Origin of the sequence: Paraburkholderia sp. UCT2 (assembly GCF_014397665.1) — a bacterium.
GTDB classification, from domain to species: Bacteria; Pseudomonadota; Gammaproteobacteria; order Burkholderiales; family Burkholderiaceae; genus Paraburkholderia; species Paraburkholderia tuberum.
The window spans coordinates 98329-125088 of sequence record NZ_VZQO01000007.1; the positions used below are offsets into that span (position 1 = coordinate 98329).

19 protein-coding genes are annotated in these 26760 nt (G+C 62.5%); 1 reads left to right on the forward strand and 18 read right to left on the reverse strand.

Going from position 1 to position 26760, the window contains the following annotated elements:
• Positions 1-142 precede the first annotated feature (142 nt).
• From F6X39_RS08280 to F6X39_RS08360, 18 genes are all read right to left on the reverse strand, one after another.
• Entirely contained in the window at positions 143-1807 is a 1665-nt protein-coding gene (locus tag F6X39_RS08280) for a glycoside hydrolase family 44 protein (protein WP_187616272.1), read from the reverse strand.
• Entirely contained in the window at positions 1785-2960 is a 1176-nt protein-coding gene (locus tag F6X39_RS08285) for an alginate O-acetyltransferase AlgX-related protein (protein ID WP_187616273.1), read from the reverse strand. Before F6X39_RS08285 ends, F6X39_RS08280 begins: the two co-directional genes overlap by 23 nt.
• Positions 2961-2964: 4 nt before the next feature.
• Positions 2965-4308 (reverse strand): MBOAT family O-acyltransferase, encoded by a 1344-nt coding sequence (locus F6X39_RS08290; protein WP_262413652.1) that lies wholly within the window; start codon positions 4306-4308, stop codon positions 2965-2967.
• 219 nt (positions 4309-4527) lie between these two features.
• Complete coding sequence (locus F6X39_RS08295; protein ID WP_262413653.1) at positions 4528-5223, reverse strand: alginate O-acetyltransferase AlgF; 696 nt, start codon at positions 5221-5223, stop codon at positions 4528-4530.
• A gap of 50 nt (positions 5224-5273) precedes the next feature.
• Entirely contained in the window at positions 5274-5924 is a 651-nt protein-coding gene (locus tag F6X39_RS08300; protein WP_187616275.1) for an SGNH/GDSL hydrolase family protein, read from the reverse strand.
• Between the two features lie 52 nt (positions 5925-5976).
• Entirely contained in the window at positions 5977-10032 is a 4056-nt protein-coding gene (locus F6X39_RS08305; protein ID WP_187616276.1) for a cellulose biosynthesis protein BcsC, read from the reverse strand.
• Positions 10033-10044: 12 nt separating this feature from the next.
• Positions 10045-12453 (reverse strand): cellulose biosynthesis cyclic di-GMP-binding regulatory protein BcsB, encoded by a 2409-nt coding sequence (bcsB, locus tag F6X39_RS08310; protein ID WP_187616277.1) that lies wholly within the window; start codon positions 12451-12453, stop codon positions 10045-10047.
• 40 nt (positions 12454-12493) lie between these two features.
• Positions 12494-14872 (reverse strand): cellulose biosynthesis cyclic di-GMP-binding regulatory protein BcsB, encoded by a 2379-nt coding sequence (gene bcsB / locus F6X39_RS08315; protein WP_316251668.1) that lies wholly within the window; start codon positions 14870-14872, stop codon positions 12494-12496.
• Complete coding sequence (gene bcsA, locus F6X39_RS08320; RefSeq protein WP_187616278.1) at positions 14869-17124, reverse strand: UDP-forming cellulose synthase catalytic subunit; 2256 nt, start codon at positions 17122-17124, stop codon at positions 14869-14871. Before bcsA ends, bcsB (F6X39_RS08315) begins: the two co-directional genes overlap by 4 nt.
• 103 nt (positions 17125-17227) lie before the next feature.
• Entirely contained in the window at positions 17228-17650 is a 423-nt protein-coding gene (gene bcsR / locus F6X39_RS37575) for a BcsR/BcsP family cellulose biosynthesis protein (RefSeq protein WP_410449898.1), read from the reverse strand.
• A gap of 610 nt (positions 17651-18260) precedes the next feature.
• Positions 18261-19400: a mannitol dehydrogenase family protein gene (locus tag F6X39_RS08325; protein WP_187616279.1), complete on the reverse strand. Its 1140-nt coding sequence runs from the start codon at positions 19398-19400 to the stop codon at positions 18261-18263.
• A gap of 25 nt (positions 19401-19425) precedes the next feature.
• On the reverse strand, positions 19426-20436 hold the full coding sequence (locus F6X39_RS08330; RefSeq protein WP_187616280.1) for a zinc-binding alcohol dehydrogenase family protein: 1011 nt from the start codon (positions 20434-20436) through the stop codon (positions 19426-19428).
• 113 nt (positions 20437-20549) lie between these two features.
• Entirely contained in the window at positions 20550-20864 is a 315-nt protein-coding gene (locus F6X39_RS08335) for an L-rhamnose mutarotase (protein ID WP_222945151.1), read from the reverse strand.
• 25 nt (positions 20865-20889) lie between these two features.
• On the reverse strand, positions 20890-21063 hold the full coding sequence (locus F6X39_RS08340; RefSeq protein ID WP_184031630.1) for a hypothetical protein: 174 nt from the start codon (positions 21061-21063) through the stop codon (positions 20890-20892).
• On the reverse strand, positions 21060-22076 hold the full coding sequence (locus F6X39_RS08345) for an aldo/keto reductase (RefSeq protein ID WP_187616282.1): 1017 nt from the start codon (positions 22074-22076) through the stop codon (positions 21060-21062). The genes F6X39_RS08340 and F6X39_RS08345 overlap by 4 nt, the downstream gene beginning before the upstream one ends.
• Before the next feature lie 114 nt (positions 22077-22190).
• Positions 22191-23135, reverse strand: a complete 945-nt coding sequence (locus F6X39_RS08350) for an ABC transporter substrate-binding protein (protein ID WP_187616283.1) — start codon at positions 23133-23135, stop codon at positions 22191-22193.
• A gap of 68 nt (positions 23136-23203) precedes the next feature.
• Positions 23204-24232, reverse strand: a complete 1029-nt coding sequence (locus F6X39_RS08355; protein ID WP_184062789.1) for an ABC transporter permease — start codon at positions 24230-24232, stop codon at positions 23204-23206.
• Positions 24225-25772 carry a sugar ABC transporter ATP-binding protein gene (locus tag F6X39_RS08360; protein ID WP_262413680.1) on the reverse strand — a complete coding sequence of 516 codons (1548 nt, stop codon included), beginning with the start codon at positions 25770-25772 and terminating at the stop codon, positions 24225-24227. The genes F6X39_RS08355 and F6X39_RS08360 overlap by 8 nt, the downstream gene beginning before the upstream one ends.
• Positions 25773-26016: 244 nt before the next feature.
• Here F6X39_RS08360 and F6X39_RS08365 point away from each other — a divergent pair, with 244 nt between their 5' ends.
• Positions 26017-26757: a FadR/GntR family transcriptional regulator gene (locus tag F6X39_RS08365; protein ID WP_187616284.1), complete on the forward strand. Its 741-nt coding sequence runs from the start codon at positions 26017-26019 to the stop codon at positions 26755-26757.
• Positions 26758-26760: the final 3 nt, after the last annotated feature.

Sequence of the window (26760 nt, forward strand, 5' to 3'; positions counted from 1 at the left end):
CGATCGGTCTGAACCTGCGAGTCGCGACGGCGATTGGCGCGACGTACCCGCATGGCTCGCGCGATACACGATCAGATCGAGCGGCTCAAGGCCGGCATCCACCGGGCTGGCATTGGCCCGCACCAGCATGCGAGCAACGGAGTCATTGCCGGCCCGCGCCGTGCAAAACCAGCAAGGTTACGGTTTTCGGCGGCAGAGTAAGGTGCAATTGGCCGCTCGCATAGTCGGTGTCGTGCAGACGGGATATGGCATTGTCCATGAGTTGCCAGGTCTGGGCTTTGCCTTGAGTCACATCAAAGTTGTTGATCGCAATTGTGGCGTCAGCCGGTTGATCAAGCTGCTTGTTGATCACCACGATGGTCATGACGCGGTCGTGATCACGCAGGGCGGCAAAAGACGAGACCCGATCCGGGTCGGGCTGCGTGTCGGCGATGCTGGTGGTGCCAAAGCCCGAGCCCTGGCCATCGTAGTTGCGATAGAGCTTGATCGCCTTGTAGACCGGCATGTCCCGATTCAATGTGCCCCAGCGCGTGGCAATGTCCAACCCTTCCCGGCCAAAGATGCCCAGCACGTCGGCCTGGGCCGTGGCGCCGTTCATGGTCGTATCGCCGCCCCAACTGTATTCCGTCAGCGCGATCGGCGTACCCGCGTAGTAATAGCTGTCGACCCACCGCCGCATCAACGGAATCAGGGCCACCACGCTATCGATCCAGGTCGGATCCTTGTAGCTCGTATCCCACAGATCGCGCGTGGAGCGGTTACGGGCGAGTTCAATGGCAGGCGTTTCAGCCGTGGCCGCATTCTGGTTTTCCTTGAATTCTCCGCCCTGTGGGTAAAAGTGCAGGCTGAAAACGTCGACAGGGCGGCCGGCCTGCTTCCATTGCGTGAGCAGCCACGGGACGTAATCCATGCCTCGCGTTTCGTTTTCCCTGTCCGGCGGATTGCCCTGACCGTGCGCGGCGAAGTACTGCTGATCGAAGCCGCTAAAACGATACCCGGTCCAACCCCACTCTTCCGGCGCCACGACCCGCGCGCCCGGGTCTGCCGCCTTCACGGCGTGCGAATAGGCGATCACCTTGTTCGCTACCTCGCTGGCATGGGCGCCGATGGGATGCATGTCGCGATGGTTGAGGTGCCACAGACTCGGCTCATTGTCCATCAGGTAGTAATGCACGCCGTCCGAGCCGGCACTACCGGATCCACGCATGAGTTGCCTGACGCGCTCCTGCTGGCTCTGCGGATCGTCCAGCAACGAAGCATCGTCCGGGTCGTTCCTGATAGGGGTGCCGTCGGGTGCGATGCCGTTGCCCGCGTCAGACAAACCGTGAGCGTCGACACTCTGCTGCTTGCCGTACCTGTTGACCGAAAAACTGACGAGCGGCTTACCGTCCTTATCGAGTCGCGCTACCCTGCCGATCATCGGGATGGTCAGCATCGGTGAAGCGTGTCCGTCACGGGTAAGCGCCGCGAAACGGTCGTTATATTGGTAGATGTCTTTTGGATCGGTCGGCAGGCTTTCGAAAAACCAGTCCTGGCCCGTGTTGTGAGCGTCGAGGCGCCAGTTGTAAGCCGAAGCGGTGTTGCCGCCCGAGCGGTTGATCGGCACGCGCAGATCCCGCAGGATTTCCGCTGTCCCGAAGTTCAAGCCATAGATGAGCGGGCTGATTGGATGCCGGTTGGCCGCGGCATCCACCGTAATGATCACCGGCAGCGGCGCAGCCATGGGCAGACCGGCGTAGAGCAGCGCGCCCGCCCCTAGCATCATCGCCATCAAACTACGGCAATTAAAGTGTGCTGGCTTCGACATGCGGAGTCCGTGAGTCTATGGCGCTGGATTTCGGCACGACGACCGTATCTTCCGCTTCGAGCGGCGACTGCAGATCCCGTTCGTCCAATTCCCAAACGACGAGCCTGGGCGGCGTCTGAGCATAAGCCGGACTCGCGAAATAGGCGCGCGCCGAGCCGCCGAACTTGCCGCCCTCGCGTGCGAAATTACCCACGCCTGTTCCGAGTGCCAAAGCGAGCTGAGGCACGAAATCGGACGTCGTCGAATAAGAAGTGCCGATCACGACGATGCCAGGCAGATCGGCATCGCCGAACAGATCGTCGGCTGACGCGGCCGCCTGAGCCTGAGGAATGTAGTCACGGCTGGCCGCATTCTCAGGCCTCGGCTGCCAGGACGGCGGCAAATCATCCAGGCCGGCCAGACGCACAAGATCGCCGGGCCGCCGGGCGGGAGGCTTGTCTGTGACGCGATAGTCGGGCTTACTCGAACCCAGCGGGACCCCCATCGCACGGATGCGCTGCGCCACGGCCTGCGCCGCGGCACCCGCGCCGTCCTCGGTCCAGTGCGTGTCAGTCCGAAAAAAAGCGCCGCCCGGCGCGCCACGCAGCGCCGCACTTAGATCCAGCACCTGCACGCCGTCAGCGCTCAGACGCGAGGTCCACTCAGCGAGACGCGCACCCAACGAAACCGGACGATACAGACTGCACAGATGTTGCGGCTCGATACGCGACTTGTCGGGCACCACGACGACCAGCAGCGCGATACCGTGCCTCGCCAGCTCGCGCTGCACGGCGGCCACCGTGTCCGCGCGCGTGGCGAGATGACTGTCGCTATCGGCATACACGCTGAGTTCGTCGCGCAGGAACAACCAGCCCGGGCAGCCCTGCCGCACGCGCGGCCCCAGATCGTGCAGCGTCAGCCAGCCCAGCGCACGCTGCGCGCGCGCCGCGTCGGCGGCGATCGGCGTATCGGCCATGCGACTGGCGAGTTCTTTCGATACCGCACCGTCCAGAATGCCGGCCCGGGTCACGGCATGAGGCAACACCGATTCGGTCGTCGACGCGAACCTGAGATTGGAAAGCAGGCCCGCGAACAGGAAGACCATCAGGATGACGGCAGCGATCTTGCTGGCGCGCGAGGCGGGTAATTGAGGTAGCGGCTTGGGATCTTCCATGGCGTCAGAACTGGAAGTAGAGGAAAGGCACCGCGCCGCGCGCGACGATCAGACCGAACGACAACAGAAAACCCGCTAGCGGCCACCCCGCCTGCCATAGCTGCCGCAGCGCCGTGTCGGGAAGGCAATCCCAACGCGGTTGCCAGAGCGGCAGCAGCACGCACACGATGCCCAACCCGGCAGCCAGAGCGTGCACGGGCCGCAGCAGCACGAGCGTCGCGTCGCTCAAGCCGATGCCATTCAAACCGAACTGGCCGCGATACATGGCGAGCGCGGCAGGGAAACCCGCCGCGCGAAACAGTGTCCACGCGAGCATGACGAAAACCAGCGTCAGCACGTGCGATAACCAGGACGGCATGGTCAGCAAATCGAACCGGCGCCAGAGGCGCGCGACCATCAGGGCCATGCCATGAGCGAGGCCCCACAGCAGGAAGTTCCAGCTATCGCCGCCGTGCCACAGGCCGGCGATCGCCATGGTCAGCAACAGATTGCGGCAGGCTTGCCACTCACCGTGGCGGTTGCCGCCCAGCGGGATGTACAGGTAATCGCGTATCCAGCTCGACAACGACAGGTGCCAACGGCGCCAGAAATCCTGAATGCTGCTGGCAAGGTACGGATGGTTGAAGTTCTCGGGAAAGCGAAAGCCCAGCATCTGCCCCAACCCGATGGCCATGGCGCTGTAGCCCGCGAAATCGAAGAACAACTGCAGCGTGTAGAAACCGCAGCCCAGCCAGGCGTCGGCCAGCGTGGGCGCGTGCAACGAGAAGATCGCGTCGACCATCGGCGAGAGTGTGTCGGCCACCAGCACCTTCATGCTCATGCCCACCATGAGCCGCCTTGCGCCGGCTGCAAAACCGTCCCAGTCGACCTCGCGCGACACCAGCTCGCGCCTCACCCACGCATAGCGAATGATCGGCCCCGCGATCAGATGCACGAACATCCCCTGATAGGCGCCGTAACGGATCATGCTGCGATCGGCCGCCACCGTGCCGCGCTGCACGTCGATCAGATAGGAGATGGATTGCAGCACGATGAACGAAAGCCCGATGGGCAGCACGACGTGCCGCCAGGGGATGGACCCTGCATGGCCTGCCCCCAGCACACTGTCGAGACTATCGACCACGATGTTGGCGTACTTGTACCAGCCCAATATCAGGACGTTGACGACGATGAACACGGCCAGCCAGCCACCGCGTGCACGCTGGCTCGGCGCCCTGTCTATGACCATGCCGCCGAACCAGCCCCAGAAGGTCAGCGCGATGAACAGCAGTAGAAAGACCGGGCTCCACCAGCCATAGAAAAGCCAGCTGCAAAACAGCAGCACGCCATTGCGCCAACGCGCGGGCAACGCGACGTAGATCGCCAGAAAGGCCGGCAGAAACAGCGTCAGGAATTCGAGGGACGCGAAAACCATGCATCGTTCTCAATCGAAAAAGATATCTGGACCGACGCGCCATCGCGCAACACACCGAACCCCGCTCTGCCCGTCGTAACCAGATCACAAACGGGGAACAGCCGGAAATCGGCGATGAGCGGCGTCGCTTTCAAGGAGGAGGCGCAAATGCGATCAGTGGCTCACCGCGTCGTTCGCCATGAAGATGCGCGAATGCGCCCCGCCCGGCACGAGCAACACCGTATAACGCTGCCCCGCCGCGAGCGTACCGAGGCTGAGCGGCTGCCCCACCGGCTGGCCGCCGCAGACCAGTTGCACCGAGAGGGCGACCGGGTTGACCTGGCGCCGCCTGGCTTGTCCCACAGCCACGCCGTCGAGCAGCACGATGTCGCGACCCGGCACTTTCAGCGCGGGTGTCGCGCAGCCAGCGTCGAGGTTGTAGAAAGCCACCGAAGCTTTGAGCGCATTGAAGTCGTCGGGTTTTTCGCGGACCGTCGCCGTATGCAGGCCACCCGCTTTAGCCGCGCCATCGAGCGCAACGATGCTGACGAACTCGCCAGGCTGCACCGTCGCCGATACGTCCTGGTGCGCGCTACCGGCTCTCAGTGTGCCGGCCACCGGTTTGCCGGCGGCGATCGGAAGGAAGTGAGTGGCCGGGTTCGCGGCGTCGAGCGTCAGACGCGCTTTCGACCCCGCCGCGCTCACGTCGACCGGACCCGAACCGCCATCGACAAAACGCACGAATGACGAGTCCTCCGCGGGACCGGTCGGGTATAGCGGAATTTCTGCGGCCATGGCCGGCTGCACGGTCAAACCGAGACCGGACAGAGCGAAGCCGGACAACAACAGGGAGGAGAGGAAATTTTTCATTCTTTTCTCAAACGGGAAACCTGGACAGGCGCGGCTCGAAGCCCGGCGCGTCATTTCTGCGGAACGACAGGCAGCTTGACCAGTGCCTTCATGATGTCCGTGCCCCAGTACTTGTAGCCGGTCGTCGTCAAATGCTGACCATCGACCGTCGCCCATTCGCCCGGCCTGGAAAACGTGAGCGAGTCGATGTACTGACACGGCGCGACATTGGCGGCGAGGAAAGACGACAGCTGCTTCACACGGGCGAAGCTCTTCTGATACTTGCCGCCCTCGGTGCCCCAGACCGGCCCTACCCAGACGCAAGCCGTCTTGTTGGCGGCCAGGTCCTGCGTCAGCGCCGTGACCTGCTGCCAGGCCCAGGCCTTCGGGAAATCGTCCTTGCCGTATCCGCCGATCGTGTCGCCCTGGACGATGATGACGAGCTTGGCCTTGTTCGCGGCGATCAATTGATCGACGGGTTGGGTCTTCGCGTTGTGGTCGATGACCAGGGATGCCTTGCCGTTACGCTCGGCGCCACCGCATGTGCCGGGCACGGACTTCACCCAATCGCCAGGAATACTGCCGCAGACGCCGTAGGTATGCACCTGCGCGCCAGCGGCGATCAACTGATCCTGCAACGTATCGATGAGATAACCGGGTTCGCTCAGATGGCTATCGCCGACTATGAGAATGCTGAGACCAGCAAGTACGGAAGCAAGCATGACTCTTCGACTCCTGAAAAATAATCAATGTCCGATCGATCAGTATGGCGGGCTACTGATCGCTGTAATGCGACTGGTAAGGGATGACCGGCATATCCAGCGCCTTCGTCTGTGGCGCAAGGGTATAGCGCAGATACAGGCCCGCCGCCCACTGCCGGTAGCTGGACGAGTTGTTGGCGCCCACCGAGGCTCCGCCAGTCAGATGATTGGTGAAGCGGTATTCGGCCGTGGCCAGCAGGTTGTAGCCGAAGCCGGTCGAGGACTGGTCGGGATGGATCGCGCCGTCGGCGAGGCCAATCGTCGAAGCCGCTGAGACTGCTGCCGCCTGCAACCCGCTGTCGGTCGGGAAATACGGCGAGCCGGCCTGGTGGTAGTACTGCACACCGACGGCCCCTTGCAGCTTGTAGGTCCAGCGCTCCGAACGCTGCGCCCACGTGAGCGGCAGGTTGAACGCATAGAACCGCTGCGGGCTGAAGTAGCCGCCGTTGCCGTAGGTGAAGTTGTTTTGGTTGTGGTCGTAGATCATGCCGCTCAGGTTCACGCCCGCGCTCAGCATGCTGTTTTCCGTGCGCAGCAGGTACCAGTACGTCCCGGCGCCGACCTCGGCACCGACGTTGGACTGGACGTTATGACCGTCCAGGTATTTCGCGGAACCGTAGCCGTAGACGCCGTAGTCCTGATTGTCGAGGCCGATCGCACCATGCACGCCGGTGGCAGTCACGCCACCCCAGCTCAAGCCGGATCGCGAATCGGTCGAGCCAGCAAAAGACGTGATGCTGTCCGTCACGGCGCGGCGCGATACGCCCACGTTGAACCAACTGCCCTGCCCGCCATCGATGGAGTTCCTGAACATCACGCCGCCAACGACATTGGTGTACTTGAAACCCAAAGGCGTGGTGCCGATGTCGGCCACCCAGTTCCCAGTCTCGTAGCCGAGACCCAGACCGACGCCGTAGGCGGTCTGTTTGCCCGGTGCGGCGACCTTGCCGGCCTGCTGCGCCCGGGTGGCGGCCGGGCCGCCGCCGAACTGACTGGCGCTGAAGACGTCGGTACCCAACGTGCCGCCCTCGAGTTCAACCGGCGTCACGCGAATGGAAAGCTTGCCGTTGTCGACCGGCAGCACCCCTTCCAGAGCTTGCTGCACGCTCGTCAACTGACCCGTACCGGGTGCTGCGTTGTTCGACGAGACGAACAGCCCACCCCTGACTTCCGGTGAACGCTGCGCACGGAGGTCGCTGAGTTCATTACGCATTTGCTCGAGCGACGGCGAACCGTCCTGAGGCTCGCTCACCGCGCCCGTGTCTTGCGGCGCCAGGCCGCCGACCGGCGTGCCCGCCACGGTTGGCAGAGCGGATGGACCCGAGGACGAGCGCTCGCGCACAGCCGTGGATGTCACGGTCGAGGCAGTCGCGCTCGCCGCGGTAGCAGCCGGAGCAGCCGGAGCAGCAGCGGGCCCGAAACCCGGCTTCTGGTTCGCCAGCACGCAATCCGGCGCCGCGGGTTGCGGGGCGAACGTTTCGGCAGCGGGCAGGCGACTGTGGTGGACCTGACGACGGTGAGCGTCGTCGTGGTGGACAAAGGGATTGCCCGCCACGTGGACGTCTTGCGCCTGCACGCCGAGCCGCTTTTCCTTGGCGGCAATGGCGGATTCCAGCAGCGACTGCGCTTCGCGGGGCTTGCCCTGCATGACGTAAATGCGCGCGGCGCCGGCCAGCACGTCGGGATCGTTGGGCGCCTTCGCAACGGCCTCTTTCAATGCCGCATCGGCAACGCTGTTCTTGCCGGCCTGCACTGCCGCCATCGCGACGCCCAGTTGCAAACCCGGATTGTTGGGGTCGTTGACGAGCGCCTTCTGGTAAAGCGACAGTGCCTGGTCATACTTGTCATCGGCGGCGTACATGCGCGCGAGCGCGGCCGTGGCAAGGCTGTCGTTGGGCCGCTTCGCGAGGATCGGCGCCAGCGTGTCGTAGGCCTGCGCGAGGTCACCTTGCTGACGTTGCTGGTCAGCCAGTCGCACGGTGTAGAGGTAGTTCAGCTCGTCCAGTTGCCGGCGCTGGTCCGCGGTCAGCGTCTGGCCGTGCAACTCACGCATCGCGAGCCCGGCCTGGACATACTGGCCGGTCTTGAGCAACAGGCCCAGATAAGCCAGTTGCACATCCGGGCCGCTGCCCTTCAGACCGTTAGGCATCAGTCCGTGCATCAGGCTCATGGCGCGCGGCGTGTTGCCCGCGTCGACATACGCCTGCGCCAACGCGCCCACCTTGGCCGGGTCTTGACCCGCCGCGGGTTCGAGCCGCGCCAGCATACTGCGCGCATCCTCCAGATTGCCTTCGAGCGCCGTTTGCGAGGCTTGCGCCACGACCATCTGAAAATCGATCTGCTGCGCCGTCGCAATCATGTTCGGCGTGCGCGAGGCGGTGGAGATGCGCGTCATCGTGTCCTGCGCGCGCGTCCAGTCGCCCATCTGCATGGCCAGCAGCGCGCTCGCATAGAGCGCTTCGGGATTGTCCGGGTTCGTGACGAGCAGACCGTCGACGAGTTGCTTCGCTTCGTCGGCATGACCCTGTTTGAGATCGTAGCGCGCCAGCTCCAGACGAATCCACGGGTTGTCGGGCGCGCTGCGCTGGGCGTCTTCCAGAATGTGCCGGGCCGTGCTCAGATCGCCACGCTGCGCGGCGGCATCGGCCCGAGCGGCGGCGACGGCGGCGCGCAGCCGATCGAGCCCGCCGATGCCGGCCTTCTGTTCGGGTGACATGCCGTCGATCAACTTCTGGGCCTCATCGGCGCGTCCCGTCTGCGCCAGGATATCGATGAGGCCGCTCGCCGCCTCGCGGTTATCGGGGCTTGTCGCCAGCACGTCGCGGTAGCCCTTTTCAGCACGCGTCAGATCGCCCTGCGCCGCATCCAACCGGGCCGACGCATTGCGCCCGCCCGGCTCGGCTGGATCCAGACGCAACGCCTGATCGAGTTCGCGTCGCGCGGCGGCGAAGTCGCCCACGTTTTGCGCGCCCTCGGCCTGGTTCACCAGCAGCCAGTAGCGCGCGGAATTGAGGGCCTTGGCCCAGTTCGCGCCCGCGCCCGGACGCGACACCGCCCGCGACAGCAGCGTCTGCGCCTGCGCCAGGTCACCTTGCTGCATGCGCACGAGGCCCAGTCCCCCCAGCGCATCCGTGCTGTCGGGTTTGTCACGCAGCACAGCGGAAAAGGACTGTTCGGCCGTGGTGATGTCGCCTGACTTGAACGCGGCGAAACCGCGTGTCAGTCGTGCATCCACGACCGGACCGGCCGGTGCGAGCGGATGCGGCGCCAGCATCTGATGGCGTATTTCGTCGTCGTCCGGATGCAGCTTCAGATAGTCTTCAAACCACGATCTGTTTTTCGGCGTGGGCGTGACCCAAGTCAGCACGGAGCGCCAGACTTCCGTCGCTTCGCCGCCGATGTCCGGACGAGCGGCAAGCTTTTCCAGAAGGGCGACACCCGCCGCGCGATCCTGTTCGTCGCGCACCATATGCTGGGCCAGCGGCAACATGGTGTTCGGATCGTTCGGCGTCTCGGCATTGAGGCGCTCGAGGCCCTGGATGGCCTGATCCACACCGCCATCCGTATAGCCGAGATAGCTGTAATACTCTCGCGCCACACTGCCCTGTGGCGCTTTACCGCCCAAGGCCTTGTTATATTCGGCGATGGCCGCCAACAACGCGGCCTGATCCTTCTGGTTGACGGCGTCTTGCGCCATCTGGCGCGCCTTGGCGAAGGTGGACTTACCCGGTTCGACCGCGAGGCGCAAGCTCTGCTCGAGCAGCGGCACGAAGCGGCTGCCCGGCGCGGCCGCACGAAGTCTGGCCAGATACCCGTTCGCCGCCGCGAACTGCTGCTTGCCGACGGCGATCGTGCCCATCCCATACAGCGCCTCGGGCTGCTTCGGGTCGCTCAGCAGCAGTTTCGACCAGGACTGCGCGGCCAGATCGGGCTTGTCATGCGTTTGCCAGTAGCGGCCCTGTTCCAGCAGCATGTTGGACGTAGCATCCTGCGCCCAGCCCGGGTGGCCGACCGATGCGACCATCAGTCCGAGAATCCAGGCCCGGTTGCGGCTGCGTCTGACTGACATGACTTTCCTTGCTTATGATTGTTGCTGCCGCGATGCCCGCAGCCGCTCACGGGCTTCAGCGTCGCGCCGGGCCTGGCGGCGCCGCAAGAACGAAAACAGACCAACCGCGATCAGCACGAGCGCGATGATGCCCAGCGCCTTCAGCACCCACGCGAGCGACAGGCCGAATGAAGCCAGCCACCAGTCGAGGCCGCGCCAGATGCCGAGATGCCCGACGTAGTAGGTATGCTCGCTCACGAGCGAATCGACTTCCGTGCCGCGGATGGACACGAGGCTTCCCTGGATGGGCTGCTTGCCCGAATTCGGCGCATCCAGCAACGCGGAGACCGCATCCTTCAGGCCGTCGGGCTGATTGCTGGCCAGCATGACCACGCTGCGGCCCGGTTGCTTCGGCGATTCGAAGCCTGCGAGCACGGCGCTCACGCCCGGCCCCGACCAGGCCAGCGACAGGCGGCGGGGTTCGGCGTCGAGGCGCGGGTTGGCATGGAACCAGCCCAGCACGCGACCCGGCAGATCCGATACGGCGAACTGCGCGCTGTGGTCATACGCCGCGGGCATGGTCTGCGCCCAGTCCTTGAGCCAGGCTTGATCCGCACCCGAGGCGATCACGAGCAGATCCTTGTCGGACGGCATTGCGTCGATGCGCTGACCGCGCAGCACGGTGACGCCGCGCGCCGGATAGCCGGTCGAATCGCCCATGCGGCCCATCACCGCCAGATACGTGCTGTATTCCGGTGTGCCCGCGTTGGGGCCCAATACGACATCCGTTCCGGACAGGTCGGCCATGCGCGTGAACGGGAAGCCCGCCTGGGCGAACGAGGCCAGGTTCGGCATGGCGATGTAGTGCGGATACTGCGACAGATCGATCGTCGATTCGGGATCGACCGCGCCGCGCACGTTGTCGATGATGATGTCCCGGCACTCGCCCTGCTTGATGTAGTCGTACATGTAGCGGAACTGCAACTGGGTATTCGGCTGCAACAGCGCCTCCAGCGGCACTTCCAGTTTCGCCTGGCGCGGCAGGCTGCTGTCGGGCAAAACTTCACCCCGCAGCTTGCTGCCGCCCTCGAGCCGTTCGAGCGAGAGCAGCGGAATCGACTTCATGAACTGGTCACTGACGCTGAACAGCAGCGACGAATTGACCATATAAGGCTGCGGCGTATAGCGGTAATGCAGGTCGATCGGCACGTTGGGCGCGTGCCAGCCGAACAGGTCGGGCGGCACGCGCATATTGATGCGGATCAGATCGGGGCTGTAGCCCGACACCTGCAATTGTTTGGCGTCGACGAGTTCGCCCAATGACATCGGACGGTCGGTGCGCAGCCAGCGCGGCGCATCGTACGGCTTGCGCGGCGCGAGGTCGGCGAACCGCGTGATGAGCGCGCTCGAACCCGACAGCGTCTGGCTGCCCGTGACCAGCGCGTCGGCGGCCTGCTTGAGTTCCTTGCCGTCACGGCCCATCACCAGCAACAGCTTGCCGTTGGGATCGTTGGGGTTGGTCACGACGGCGAGAGTCGGACCTTGCAGCGGCGAGTCCGCCAGGCTCGCTTGCGCCGCGCTGTCGACGATGACGACCGCGTTGCCCCTGGCAGGCACGGTAGAGATCGATACCGGGAATTGCGCGCCGCGATAGGTCGCCAATGCGCCGAACCACGACGACACGGCGCCGGCCGCTTCCAGCGCGGCCGTATCAGGATTGCCGGCGAACACGAACGGCAGGTTCAACCGGCGAATATCGTGCTCGTCGAAGAAGGGTCGCGGCAGGCGAGCCAGATCGCCGGCCTGCGCCAGCGGCTGGGTGTCGATGCTCAGCGTACTGTCGTTGCTGATGTTGGCCCACAGGCTCGAATGCAGCGGGTCTTCGCACTGGTTGGTGTAGTGGCCGATCAGTTGCAGACGCAGCTTGCTGTTCGCGGTGAACAGATACGGCGGCAGCGTGATAGTGCGCTGCAGGTTGGTGCCGGAGGTGTTTTTGGGCACGTCGATCGATGCCGCCACCTGATCGTTGACCAGCACATTGATGTGCGACAGATCGGGCAGCAGCGCCGGCGAATAGGCATAGCGCAGGTTCAGTCGCGCACCTGTGACGACCCGATCGTCGCGCACGCCGACCGGCAGCGTATTGCTGCCGTCGACGCCGCGCAGGTTGAGCGCGTATTGCGCGCCGAGTTGCTGCAGCGAATAGGTCACCGTCGAAGAAGCCGCGGTAGCGGCTCCGGCGTCCGGCGCGGACTGCAGCGGCGCCGCGTTGCTATCTCCCGTTGCCGGCCACGCGGACGGGTTGGCCGCGCCGCCGGCCGAAGCCGACGCGTCCTGCCGCGCAGCGGCGGCAGCCGCCGCTGGTTGCGCGGCCTGGGTTACCGTCGATGTGACGAACACACAACCGAGCAACAGTGCCGGCCATACTGGTTGCGCAGTCATGCAACGCGCAAGGCGTGCCCGGGAGATGTCAGGCCGTCTTCTAAACATGAGAACCTCTTCGTCCTTCTTCACGTTGCGATGTCTGGGGAATATCCAGGTCTAATCGATTCAGGGCACGCCGGTGCAGAAACACGCCGCCGAGCAAACCTATGAGCACGACGCTGGCGAGCGTCGCCACGAGCAGCAGCAGGATGTGGCTCGCGAAGAACCATTCGAGCGCGAGCCCAGGCGGCAAGGACCCGATGAAATAGCTTTGATCGTTGCTCAGCGTGGTGAGCGTGCCGTCATGTACGACCACGAGGCTGCCGCTGATCTTGTCGTCCGGACGCTTGCTGATGAGATAGCGGTTGGCTTGCAGCACGTCCACGACAGCGTCGAGACCGTCCGGCGTATTGCCCGCTACGACCACCGCGCTGCGGCCGCGAGCCAGCGGCGACTCGAGTCCCGCCAACATGCCGTCATGGTCGTCGCTGCTATACAGTGCGGCGATGGCGGCCTCGCGTTCAGCCTGCGTATGCCCACCCGTCAGCCTTTCCCACCACGCGGCGATCCAGCGGTCCGATGAAGCAACCGGAGCGAAGAAGCCGCGCGGCAGATCATCACGCCATGCTTTGAGCAAGGGCTGGTTATCGCCCGACGCCAGCACGAGCAGGTCCTTGCGACGCAGCGCGTCAACCTGCGCTGGATCGCCCACCGTCACGCCCAGTACCGGATAACCCGTGGTTTGACCCATGCTGCCCATCAGCGTCAGGTAAGCGGAATAGTCGCCAGCGACCGGCTGTGCGGGCAGGATCACCGCCGTCTCGGACAGATCGGCCATCCGCGTGAACGGAAAGCCTGCGTCTGCAAAGGCGCGCAGATCCGGCATGGCGGCGTAACGCGGCAGTTGGGAAATGTCGATCGTCGAAGTCGGATCGACGGCGCTCAGGAGCGGGCCGCCGGGCACATCCTCGACGTGGTCTTGCGGCGCCACGGACTCGTAGCGATAGTCGAATTGCAGCGTCGTCAACGACGGCAGCAGATAGGTCGGAACGCGTATCACCGCATAACCGTCCGACGCGTCGCCTGTCAGCGGCAAGGTCTGCAGGGGCGTGTTGCCGGCCAGCACACCGAGCTCCGAGCGCGTTGACGCCGGACGGGCCGTATAACGGTAATGCAGGTTCAGCACCGCGCCGCTGTTGTCAAAACCGAACAGACCCGGCGGCAGACGCAGGTCCACATTGATCGCCCCAGGGCGAAAGCCCTGCACCGTCAAGCGGTCCGCCGATAGCATCTCGCCCAACTGCACCGGGCGGTCACCCGGCAGCCAGTTGGGTGCGTCATAAGGCTTGCGCGGCACAACGGAAACCGGGGCGTCGATCTCGACCCGAGAGCCCGACAGCGTCTTCGCGCCAAGCACCAGCGCGGTCGCGGCCTCGCGGATCTGCGCGTCGTTGCGGCCCATGACCAGCAGCAGCTTGCCGTTAGCGTCATTGGGGTTGGGCACGATGGCCAGCATCGGCCCTTCCACCGCAGGCAGGGTCAAGCCCGGCACCTCGCCCGGCAGCGCGAGCACCACCGCATGTCCGTGCGCGGGTATCGCACCCAGGCTCGCGGAGAAGTGCGCACCGCGATAGCCCGCCTGCGCACCCAGCCACGAGGTCACGATACCGGCCGATTCGAGGCGCTGCGCGCGAGGCGCTTGCGGCAGCACGACGGGCAGGTCCACCCTGCGCACATCGCGCACGTCGAGGAACGGCGCGGGCAGTTGCGACAGGTCACTGGACAGGGTCGCCGGAACCACGGTCAGTTCCAGCGCACTGTCCGGCCCGGGCTTCAGCCACAGGTCGGAACTCAGCGGATTGTTGCCCTGATCGCTCGCCTTGCTATGCGCGATCAACTCGAGGGTGAGCTGGTTGAACCCGGACAGCAGCGACACCGGCAGATCCACACTGATATGCGCCGGCGTCCGCGGCGCCGGTTCGGGCAACGCTACGGTCGCCCCCACGACGCTGTTGAGCAACACCTTGAGATGCGAGAGCGCAGGCAGCAATGTGGACGAGTAACTGTAGTCCAGCACGAGCCGCGCGCTGACCACGCGCTCGTCGCGGCGCAAACCGAAGTCCATGCCCGCATAGGCATCCTCGCCGAGCAAGGTCAATCCCTGCTCCGTGCTTTGCCGCAGCAGCGGAATCCGGTAGGTATACGCGTCGGCCGGCGCCGCCGCGCTGAGTTCCGGGTGCGGGCTTTGCCGCACGGCATCGACCGGGACAGCCGACGCGGGCATCGCCGGCGTAGACGCCTGCGATGCGAACGATGCTGCCGGCACCGTCGCGGCCAGCACGTCGCCCGCTCCGAGCAACAGGACCGAACACAACACCGCGCCCAACCGGCGCGCGCTCGTCAAGGAGCGCAAAAGCGACAGGTAGCCGACACTCACGATTGCTTTGTTCCCAAGTCGCTTGCCGGGTCTGCGGACGAACGGCCAAGGCGCTCACGCCCACCCAGGAACAGATGCCGGAACAACTCCCCGAAGCCGCGCATGCCGACGCCGAGCACCTCGAACAGGCTTCGCAGCGGCCTGTCGGGACGATAGCTGCCCCATGAGGCGATCCAGCTGTCGGCGCGCGAAAACGTCGCCCCTATCCAGGCGCGCTCCTGAGCGATCGTCAGGGTCGGAAAACTCACGCCGATGGTGCGTCCGCGGCACACCTGCACTTCGGCCGGGAAAACGTCCTCGTAGTCGTCGCGCAACACCGCCACCGTGATGCGATCGCCGTGCTCCGGCAACGGTGCGCCCTCAGGCAGCACCAGCCCCAGACCACCGTGCGAATAGTCGCTGGTCTGACAGTCGATGCGAGTTCCGTCGGCGTGAATCACGGCGGCCGGCAGTTCGATCTGGACCCGCGGAGCGAGACGCAGCTGTCTCGATTCGCTCGCTACCCCCGCGGCCGCGCTGAGGTTCATGATGTTGTAGGTTACCCATACCAGGTTGAACAGAATGCTCGTCGCTTCGGGCCAGCCCGGACTGCGGATCAGACCTGCGACACCCACCATGAATCCGGTCAGATTGATGAGCAGCAGAACGATGTAGGGCCGGGCCATCGCCCAGTCCAGGAAGGACTGACGGATCACCCCGCCTTTGGACGTCACGTTGAAGCCTTTGCTGCCTGGAAAGAGTACGGCTTGCAACGCGGGCAGAATCACGTACCAGGCCAGTACCGTTTCGTAGACTTCGCTCCAGAACGAATGTCGGAAACGCCCTTGAATGCGCGAGGCGCCGAGGCTCGAAATCACGAGGTGCGGCACGACATAGGCCAGCACCATCAGCGCGGAAGCATGAAAGACGTGCGCGCCAAAGAACAGATACGCCATCGGTGTGATCAGAAACACGATGCGCGGCAAGCCGAAGAAAAAGTGCATCATCGCGCTCAGGTAACACAGACGCTGAGGCAGTGTTAGCCCGGCGATCAACAGCGGGTTGAAGCGACGGAATATTTCCGCCATGCCTCGTGCCCAGCGTATGCGCTGACCGACGTGACGCCCCAGACTCTCGGTGGCGAGACCCGCTGCCTGAGGGATGGCGAGATAGGCCGTGTTGTAGCCCCTCGTGCTCATCTTGAGCGCGGTGAGCGCATCTTCCGTGACACTTTCCGTCGCCACGCCGCCTACATCCTCCAACGCCGAACGCCGCAGCACCGCGCAGGAACCGCAGAAAAAAGCGGCATTCCACAAGTCGTTGCCGTTTTGCAGCACACCGTAAAACAGGTCACCCTCGTTGGGCACCTTGCGGAAGGTTTCGAGGTTGCGCTCGAACGGATCGGGCGAGTAGAAGACGTGCGGCGTCTGCACCATGGCCATCTTCGGATCTTTCAGGAACCAACCCATGCAGACCTGCAGGAACGAGCGCGTGGTGACGTGATCGCAGTCGAACACTGCGATGTACTCGCCGCTCGTCCTGGAGAGTGCCGCGTTGAGATTGCCTGCTTTGGCATGCGCGTTGTCCGGCCGGGTCAGATAATCCACGCCAGCCTGCTCGCAGAATTGCCGGAATTCGTCACGACGGCCGTCGTCCAGCACATACACGCGCAGCTTGTCGGCCGGCCAGTCGAGCAGCGTGGCGGCCAGCACCGACTGCCGCACGACCTGCAGCGGCTCATTGAACGTGGGAATGTACACATCCACCGTCGGCCATGCCGAGCTATCGGCCGGCAATCGCGCAGGCCGGCGATGCAGAGGCCAGAGCGTCTGAAAGTAGCTGCACAACAGCATGAGCACCGCGTACCCTTCGGCCAGCAGCAGAAGGCAGCCAAAGGTCATGTCGAGCGAGGTGGTAAAGGACAGCGTCTGCGTCACGCGCCAGTACAGGTAGCGCAAGGACATAAACACCGACAATGCCACCAGGGACACCGTGATGATCCTGCCGCGAATGCGGTTCAGCAGAACCGCGACGACCATGCAAAGGATGCCAAACGTCCATTGCTTCGACACGGCCAGATTGACCGTCATGGCAGAAGTGAACAACAGCGCGGCCAATAGCGTCACTGCCAGCCGCAGCCAGCTCGACGCCCATAGCGGTGTCCCCGCTTCCAGAAGTTTGTCGTCCCAACTTCCGGCATCGTCACTCTGGTCCGTGTTGCGCGTTTGCCGCCGCTGCTCCGTCTTGCTCAGCCTACGTTTGATCTGTGCCATGGAAAGGTCTTCTAGCGCGTGCGCCGGTTCGGCACGACGCGCAGGTTCGCGGCCACCGTGGTTTTGACCAGGCCGTCATTGACGGAAAAGACTGTGACGAAGTTCATGACGTCTGGCGTTGCGGAACACCTTCTTGAGGCTCGCTCCGTTCCCGCAGGCGCGCAAACACGGCGCTCAGAGAGTCCGGCTGTTGAGGAGCGGTGACAGGTTCGGGATTGAACTGAAGGACCGGCTGTTCGGGGGCGGCTTGCAATACCGGAAGAGATCCGGACACGGCAGCGGGGACGGCTGGCGCAATCAGCTGGGGCGGCGCGGCGGGCGCCACTTCAGTCACATCGGTGGGAAGAACGGCTTCAGCCTCGCGAGCCGAGTCGTCCCGGGTCGTGTCCCCTGGCGACGAGGTGGTCTGCATGGACCAACGCCCACGCGAACCTTGCCCCTGCTCTATTCTTTCTATTTCTTGATAATGCGACGGGCTCACGCCCAACATCCGGAAGAGATTCGAAATGTCTGATGCACTGCTCATACGCCATCCCCGTCGAACTGGCCATATTGTTTGTTGCAGACTGCACCGCGTACCGGTCGGGCAATCTGCTGTAATTTTTACTTACGGAATCAGGATAACCATTATTCGTTACATCATTGCGTCCGCCATAATAATTCCCAAATCGTGAGGCGGCACCGTTGATACACTCGCCCTTTAGAGACCTCTTCAGGAGAGCCGCGCCCAGGTCTTATTTTTTCAGCCAAGGCAACTGAGAGCCCCGCCGCTGCGGTACGAGCGTGTAACTCATGAGATACCCTTTCGCTCAGGATGAGCGGCGCATTGTACAGCGGAACTTAATGCGCGGCCCCAAATAATTCCAATCTATATATCGGCTATTCCAGAGCAAAGTTAAGCGTTTTAAATGTTAAATACGGTCAGTCAAACGTTTGCTTTTTATTGGGCGTCCGATTATTCCCGAATTTGCGCTGGGAATCGGTTTTGAAAAGCGCGCCGTGGTGTTGCCCCTGAGGTCGTTGTCATGAAATCGCCCCGGATCTGTTCGAGCACTGGCATACGAGGGCCGACGTCGGAAATGTAACGCGGGACCGGTCGATAATCGCGTCGTACGTCTATCAGGACGTGAAGAACGTCAAGGCAAACGACATGCGACGCGCTCCAGCATCGCGCGTATTCGCAGCGGTCCAGGCTTCACGCCGAGTTTGTCGGCAAGTTGCACGAGCGGCAGAAAACGCCGCTGCAATTTTTCTGTGTGATTCTGCGCGATGTCCGCTATCCGGTGCTCAAGAAACGGATTGAGTAGGCGCTCGCGTAACTCGACGAGATAGGCGAGAGCCTGCTCGCGCTGACCGAGGACCGCAAATGTCGGGAGCACATCTTCCGCCCAGACAGTTTCCAGACTGGCGCGTAGTATCGGGTCGTTCATTGCCTGACATACGGTCTCGTCAACCGGTCGGCGGTCCTCTAGCCACCGCTCCGCCAGATAGCTGTGACCGAGATTGAGCAGGAACAACTTCAGGCGCTCGAAGTGCTGCAGATCGTCAGTCAAAACGATGTTTTCATGGGTGCAGGGTAGAACCAGCCCCGGCTGCTGCTCAATCGCCCAGAGCGCATACGGTTCGGCAACGGCGCCCACCGGTTCGATCGCCTGCGAAACGATGCGGTCGACGAGCGAATTGGCCCATATGCAACGCGTTCGAAGGTAGGTAGTGAACGGCTCCGGCAGCCGCCACTTTACCGCGAGAGTCACGACAAGTTCGCGCAACGTATCGCCGTTATTGACCACGAGTTCGCATGGAAAAAGGGAAAGCGGCGCATCAGGGTTTCGTTCCCAACGGGCATGAAGCAACACCAGCAGCTTGGCCGGAAAGCTCTGTGGCACGCGCTCCGGATGATTCACGAGCGTCGCGGTATCTCGGTCATCAAGCCGGAATCCCCTGTCTCCCGTATTGGAAACAATCACTTCGACGTGCTCTGCCACGGCGTCTCGCACTTGTGCCCAATGAGACTCGGCGTGCCATGCTACGCGCACCGCGTTGCCGCTCAGCATCTCGTCCACCAGCACGCCGTGACGCATACCTCGAACCCGTACCGGATATCCCCCGCCCTCTGCCAGCGCTGCAATACGCTTCTGACTGGACTCGCTGCTGGTGGTCTGCACGACTGTAATGCCACCGAGCGCGGCACCCCGCGTCATGGCTTCCGAAACAAACAGGTCGACATGCGCCTGAAGAAAGCGGCTAGTGCCGAACTGGAGAATTGGCTGGCTCATGGCAAATATCCGATATGCGTCAGAGTCAGCATTCGATGATGGCTTTCACTACACCTGCGGACGGTTCGAGCAGTTTCGAAAATTCGGCAGGAACATCGGCAAGCTTCATCCGGTGCGTGTTGAGTGCCGCATCGGGCACCTGACCGGCACGCATGGCCCTGAGCACAGTTTCGAAATCTTCCGCAGTCGCATTGCGGCTTCCGATCAAGGTGGCTTCGCGCTTGTGGAACTCCGGATCGGAGAAAGTGATCTTGTCTCTCACCACGGAAATCAACACGTATTTCCCGCCGTGCGCAATAAACTCAAAGCCACGCTCCATGGCAGCCGGATTACCCGTCGCATCGAAGACCACATCGAAGAATTCGCCGTCGGTGAGTTTCGCCAGCTCGGCGACGTCGGTATCACCGATTTGCACAGTAGCCGCCACTTCAATTTTCTCAGCGCAGAAGTCGAGACGATCGAGCCGTGTATCGAGCGCCGTCACCGTGGCCCCGCGCAGACGTGAAAAGATCATTGCGGCCATACCGATCGGACCTGCACCGACTACCAGCACGCGCTGTCCCGCCTGAACGTCCGCGCGACGAACCGCGTGCGCGCCAATGGCGAGAAACTCGATCATTGCCGCCTGATCGAGCGTGATTCCTTCAGCCTTGTGAACGAACTGACGCGGCAAACTTAGATACTCCGTCAATGCGCCATCACGATGCACGCCCAATACCTGAATGTTCACGCAGCAGTTCGTTTTTCCGTTCCTGCACGCAATGCACTGACCGCATGACAGGTAGGGCATCACGTAGACCGGGTCGCCGGCGTCCAGGCCGGAATCCGTGTCGGCTTCTTCGACCGTCCCTGACAGTTCGTGTCCCATCACGCGGGGGTAGGCGAGAAATGGCTGATTGCCGGTAAAGATGTGCAGGTCGGTGCCGCATACGCCGACGCGTCGCACGCGCAGCAACACTTCGCCGCGATCGCGCGGTGGCCGTGAGCGCGTCTCAGCGCGTAGTACGCCGGGAGTTTCACAAATAATAGTGAGCATGAGGTTTCCTTTTTCAGCTACAGAACCCGCGAAGCCATAGTGCGGTTTCGATGCGAGCCCGGTTAATTTGTTTCTTCATGGCGAGGTCAAACGAGTGCCGTGTCGAGACAACGCTATTCGAGGTAAAAGACTTCTTCCATCTGTGCCCAGTGTTCCGACGGCGCACGACTCACCAACGGTTTCTGGCACGGGCTGCACAGGCTCCACCAACGTTGTGTTTCCGGGTCGCTCGCAATCTCGGCCATATCGCTTTCATAGTCAGTTCCGACGTATTCCCAGTAACCAAACAACAGGTTCTCGGGCTCCCGCAGGAAAATCGAGTAGCGGGTGACATTCGAGCGTTTCAGGCGATCGAGCACCGTCGGCCACACCTGCGCATGCAAGCGTTTGTATTCGTCGATGTGCCGCGGATCGATACCGATGACCATTCCCATTCGTTGCACTACACTCTCCCTATTCTTCGAGCCGGTAGAAGCGATAAGCGTTGCCGCCGAATACAGCGTCTTTGTCCTCATCGCCCGCATACCGGTCACAGTAATCTTCACAGGCGGCAAGCCAACCGGCGTAGTCGCCGAAATGTGTCGCGAGGTGCCAGAAATGGTGATGTGCGTCGATACGCAGGCTCACTCGACCACCTCGGGCAAAGGTGCGGTGTCCGCGATCAGACCGTCCGACTTCAGCTCCTGCCACAATCCGGCTGGCAGCGCCTGCTCAAACCACGCGACGTTCTGCTGAAGCTGTTCGACACTGCGCGCGCCCACCACGCACGACACAACCGCAGGATGCGCAAGCGGAAACTGCAGTGCCGCAGCGGGTAGCGGAACCTCGAATTCGCGGCAAGCCTCAGCCAGCCGGTTGACGCGCGACACGACACCGGCGGGGGCGTCCCCGTAATTGAACTTGCCGTTACCTGCCAGCACGCCAGAATTGAACACACCGCCGACCACGATCGAATTCCCATACCGTACGCAATTGTCGAGAAACGGCGCGAGACAATCCTGCTCGAGGAGGGTATAGCGGCCCGCCAGTAACGTCACATCGAGCTGTAATTCCTGCATGGCTTCATGCGCGACCTGCCACTCGTTCACGCCGAGGCCGATGGCTTTGACCACCCCCGCGTTGCGCAGCGTGTCGAGCGCGCGGAAACCGCCCCCTTCTGTCAGCTGTTTCCAGAATTCGACGTTTGCATCCCCATGTGTCATTCGACCGATGTCATGCACATACAGCAGATCGATCTGCGCAATACCGAGACGCTGCTGGCTGTCTTCGAAAGACCGCATGACGCCGTCGAAGCTGTAGTCGTAGTGCGGCCGGAAAGGAAGCGGCTCAGCCCAGCCGTCGTCGCCGCATTGAACAGTCGGATCCGGCCGAAGAAGCCTGCCGACTTTCGTACTCAGCACGAACTCGTCGCGTGGCCGCGCTGACAACGCGTTGCCCACGCGGCGTTCCGAAAGCGTGTAGCCGTAGAACGGCGCAGTGTCGAAATAGCGCAGACCGAGCGACCATGCTTCGTCCATCAGCGCGCGCGCCTGTTCCGGCGGCATCGTGCGATACAAACCGCCAAGTTGCGAACAGCCCATACCCAGTGCGCTCAATTGCACCCCGGCACGCGACACCTCACGCAGATCACTTGCTTTCATCAGGAATTCCGTTCCCAGGGATTCATTGCTGGATGTTCAACGCTTCACAGCGCGTCTTGAGTAGCGCTGGACTCAAGGGCGGACAACGCCGTCTGGCGTCGTCCGCATCGCGCTTCAATACAAGACATTCTTCGCGGCGGGCTGATCGATGTTGTCCTTCTCGACCATCACGACACCGGTATCCAGTTGCTTCGTAACCGGCTTGTGTTCGATGACATCCACCGCCGTTTTGACACCCTTGTAGCCCATCTGATACGAGCCCTGGACAGCGATGGCCTGGATGGTTCCGTCCTTGATGAAGCCCTGGAGGTCCTGATTGCCGTCAAAGCCGATCGCGACGATCTTGCCGGCTTTCCCGGACTGCGCCAACGCGCGCCCCATTCCCACAGCAGTCGGTTCATTCGCACCGAAGATGCCTTTCAGATCCGGATTGGCCGACAGCACGTCGGTCGTCTGATTGAGCGCGGTTGCCATCTGCGACTGCGAGTAGAACGGTCCGACAACCTGCAGCTTCGAGTGCTGCGCGAGATACTTCCGGAACCCACCCACGCGGCCAATCTCGGAACCGGCGCCGGCGACGTACGACATCACAGCGACTTTCCCCGTCTGTCCGACACGGTCGATCATCGCTTTCGCGCACAACTCACCGGCCTTGACGTTATCGGTCGAGAGAAACGACTGGTAATACTGCTTGCCGGAATCGGACACGAGCGAATCGATCAGGACGACCGGAATTTTTGCCTCCCAGGCCTTCTTCATTGCCGGGATCAGCGCGTCGGGATCGGACGGCGCGAGCACGATCGCCGCGACATGCCGGTTCACCGCGTTCTCGACCATATTGACCTCGTCCGCCACGGCTGACTCGGTCGCCGGTCCCTGAAACGTCATCGTGTAGCCGTTCAGCCCTTTCATGCCCTCCGTTGCACCCTTTTGCACGTTCTGCCAATAATTCGAGTTGGCCGTCTTGACGATCACGGCGATCTCTCCGCCCGCCGCATTCGCGTGCGCCGTCACTGCGGTCAAAAGTGCGGCGGCCAATACCAGATACGTCTTCCTCATGTCTCACTCCTTGGGTTGGTGATTGCACTGCTTTGTTGGACTTCTCGAATGGCTTCATTCGATGTGCTTCATCGACGGTTTCTGACCTGGTCGATCCAGACCGTGCCGAGAATGACCAGTCCGATGATGATTTGCTGGATGAAACTCGATACGCCGTTCATGTTCAGACCATTGCGCAGCACCCCGATCACAAACGCACCGATGGCCGTACCGGAGATCGTGCCTACACCGCCCATCAGGGAGGTCCCGCCAATCACGGCGCTGGCGATCGCATCGAGCTCGTACATGACGCCTTCGTTCGGTTGCGCCGTGACGAGGCGCGACATCAGCACGCAGCCCGTCAGACCGGCGAGCACGCCGGACAGCACATAGGTAAACAAGGTGACGCGGCGGACATTGACGCCGGAGAGCCGCGCGGCTTCGGCATTCGATCCGACTGCGTAGATGTGGCGGCCAAGCGAGGTGCGCGTCAGCATGATCGACACGGCCACCGCCAGCACGACCATGATGATCACGGGATACGGGATCCCCGGAAATACCGTATCGGGGAACCCGTCTGCACCGATATGCGAGATGCGGAACAACGCGCCATTTCCGAGTTCGCCGAACGCGTCGCCGAGTCCCGAAACCGGGCGCGCGCCAGTGATCTGAAGCGCGAGACCACGCGCGACCAGCATCATGCCGAGCGTGGCGATAAAAGGCGGCAGACCCATACGCGTGACGCACAGGCCATTAACGAATCCGCACAGGCCACCCACCACGACGCCGCCGAGCATGCCGAGAGGAATCGGCACGCCAGCCTTGACGAGCAACGCGGCGACCACACCAGACAGCGCGAGTACGGAACCCACGGACAGGTCGATTCCGCCCGTAATGATCACGCAGGTTGCCGCCACGCCGAGATAGGCAATCGACGTCACCTGCAAGGCCACTGTCATGCCATTGTCGACCGAGAAGAAAGCGGAACTGGTCAATGAAAAGACGGCCACCAGCATGATCAGACTGCCGAGCGCGGCAAATTTCTGAATCAGGTCGCGACGCCGGAGCTTCGCGCTGGTGTCGACAGTAGTGGTCTGTTCGGTTGTTATTTCAAGCATGATTTCGTCCCGATGCGAAGTGCATGATTTCTTCCTGATTGGTGTGGCGCGTCTCCAGGATCGTGGCGATCTGGCCTTCGTGGAATACTGCGACGCGATCGGACATGCCGAGAATTTCAGGCAATTCCGAACTGATCAGCACAACGCCGATGCCCTGCGCGGCGAGCTGGTCCATCAGCGTGTAGATCGCGTATTTCGCGCCGACATCGATCCCGCGCGTGGGCTCGTCGAAAAACAGAATCTTCGATTCGCGAAACAGCCATTTGCCGATGACAACCTTCTGCTGATTGCCGCCGGACAGGTTGCGCGTGAGTTGATGGACGGTCGGCGTGCGGATCCCGAGCGTTTCGACGTAACGCTGTGCGATGGCCGCTTCTTCGGCGAAACGAATGAAGCCGGCGCGACCCGACACCGCCTCGATATTGGCCAGCGTGATGTTGGTCGCGACCGGCATCTTCAGCGCGAGGCCGTCGCTCTTGCGGTCTTCCGACAGATACGCGATACCGTGGCGAATCGCATCGATAGGCGAGCGGATCGAGACGCGCTCGCTCCCCATATGAATCTCGCCACCGTCCGGTTGGTCAGCGCCGAAAATCGCCCGTGCCACTTCGGTCCGGCCTGCGCCCATCAAACCGGCGAAGCCGAGAATCTCGCCTCGCCTCAGTTCGAACGAAACCGGCCCAAATGCCGGTGCGCGCGACAGATTGCCGACCCGCAGCAGCACGTCCTGCGTCGGGACCGAGCGGCGCGGCGGGTACGCATCGTTCAGCGCCCGGCCGACCATTCGCGCAACGATCTCATCCATGCTGGTCGCCGCGAAATCGTCGGTTGAAATGTGGTGCCCGTCGCGCAGCACCGTCACGCGGTCGACAATCTGCTTCAGTTCATCGAGACGATGAGAGATGTAGACAATACCGACCCCGCTCTCGCGCAACTCCTTGATGATCCGGAACAGGTGCATGGTTTCGGATTCCGTGAGCGACGAAGTGGGTTCGTCCATGATCAGCACCTGGGCGTCGAGCGAGAGCGCCTTGGCGATTTCGACCATCTGTTGCTGGGCGATCGACAGCGTCCCCACCAGCCTCGTGGGCGGCAACGACAATCCAATGCGGGCGAGCGCGCGCTGGGCGTTCCCATTCAGTCGTGCGCGATCGATGAACGGCCCGCGTTTGGGCTCGCGTGCCAGGTAGATGTTTTCCGCAATCGACAGGTGCGGCACCAGGTTCAGTTCCTGGTGAATGATCGCAATGCCTGCTTCCTGTGCCTCGAGTGAGGACGCGAACCGCCTTTCCATGCCGCGAAAAACGATCGTGCCGGCATCCGGCTGGTATTGCCCGCTGACGATTTTCATCAGGGTCGACTTGCCAGCGCCGTTTTCGCCACAAATCGCGTGCACTTCGCCACGGCGCAATTGGAAGTGCACGTCCTCCAGTGCAACGACACCGGGAAACCGCTTGCCCAGTCCGCTCAGTTTCAATAGCTCCGGGGGTTCCTTTAACGCGAAGCCGTCCACCACGCGCGGGGCCAGGTCAGTGCTCAGATCTGTCACACGTGTCTCCTTCTTTTGTGTAGAGGCGCTGCCGTCGGTCAGGCCAATCTGATGCAGATTAAAGAATAAACGGCGATTTTGGTCAAGCCAATTTGCAAGATACTTCTTCTGGCCTTACCAAGGGCAAACCCGAACTGTTCCTGCGAAATGCGCTGAAAACCTTGTCAGGCTTGCGTGGTAGACTTTGATCGCTGGTCGACAGACGACCCGGGCCATTTATCCTTCCGGCAGCAAAATGAAACAGACCGAGCCAAAGCGGCTTTACCAATTAGTCGCCGACCAGATTCGCGGCCTCATCCACGGAGGGGATTTCCCGCCGGGGTCGAGACTGCCGCCGGAGCGCGAGTTGTCGCAGCAACTGGGTGTTTCGCGCCCGTCTCTGCGCGAGGCGTTGATCGCACTGGAAATCGGCGGCAGCGTCGAGACCCGCATGGGTTCGGGCGTCTATGTGCTCGAAACCGCAAACGAACGTGAAGGGTCACTGGCTGTATTAGGCGAAAGTCCGACGGAAATCATGCAGGCCCGGGCCGTAATCGAAGGCAGCCTCGTCGTGCTCGCCAGCACGCGGCTTACGGCCGGCTCTCTGGACCGGTTGCGGCGCAGCTTGGATGCGATGCATCGCCTCGCCTCTGCCGGCAAATCTCCTGTGGAACCGGACCGGCAATTCCACCTGATCATCGCCGAAACGGCCGGCAATACGGTGTTGAGCCGGTATGTGGCCGATCTGTTTGACGCGAGGCGCGATCCGATCGGGGCGAGGATTAGCGAACTCGTCGAAAATACGGCCACATGGATGGCTGCGGTTGAAGAGCACGAAAATGTTCTGCATGCACTGCAAGCAGGAGACCCTATTGCTGCAGAAGCGGCGATGCGATCGCATCTGAAATCTTCTGAAGAGCGTTGGGTCGGAAGTGACATCAAGAAAGTTGCACCCAACGATGCCGACGGTAAAGCTGGCCGCGTGCGACTGGGTTGAGTT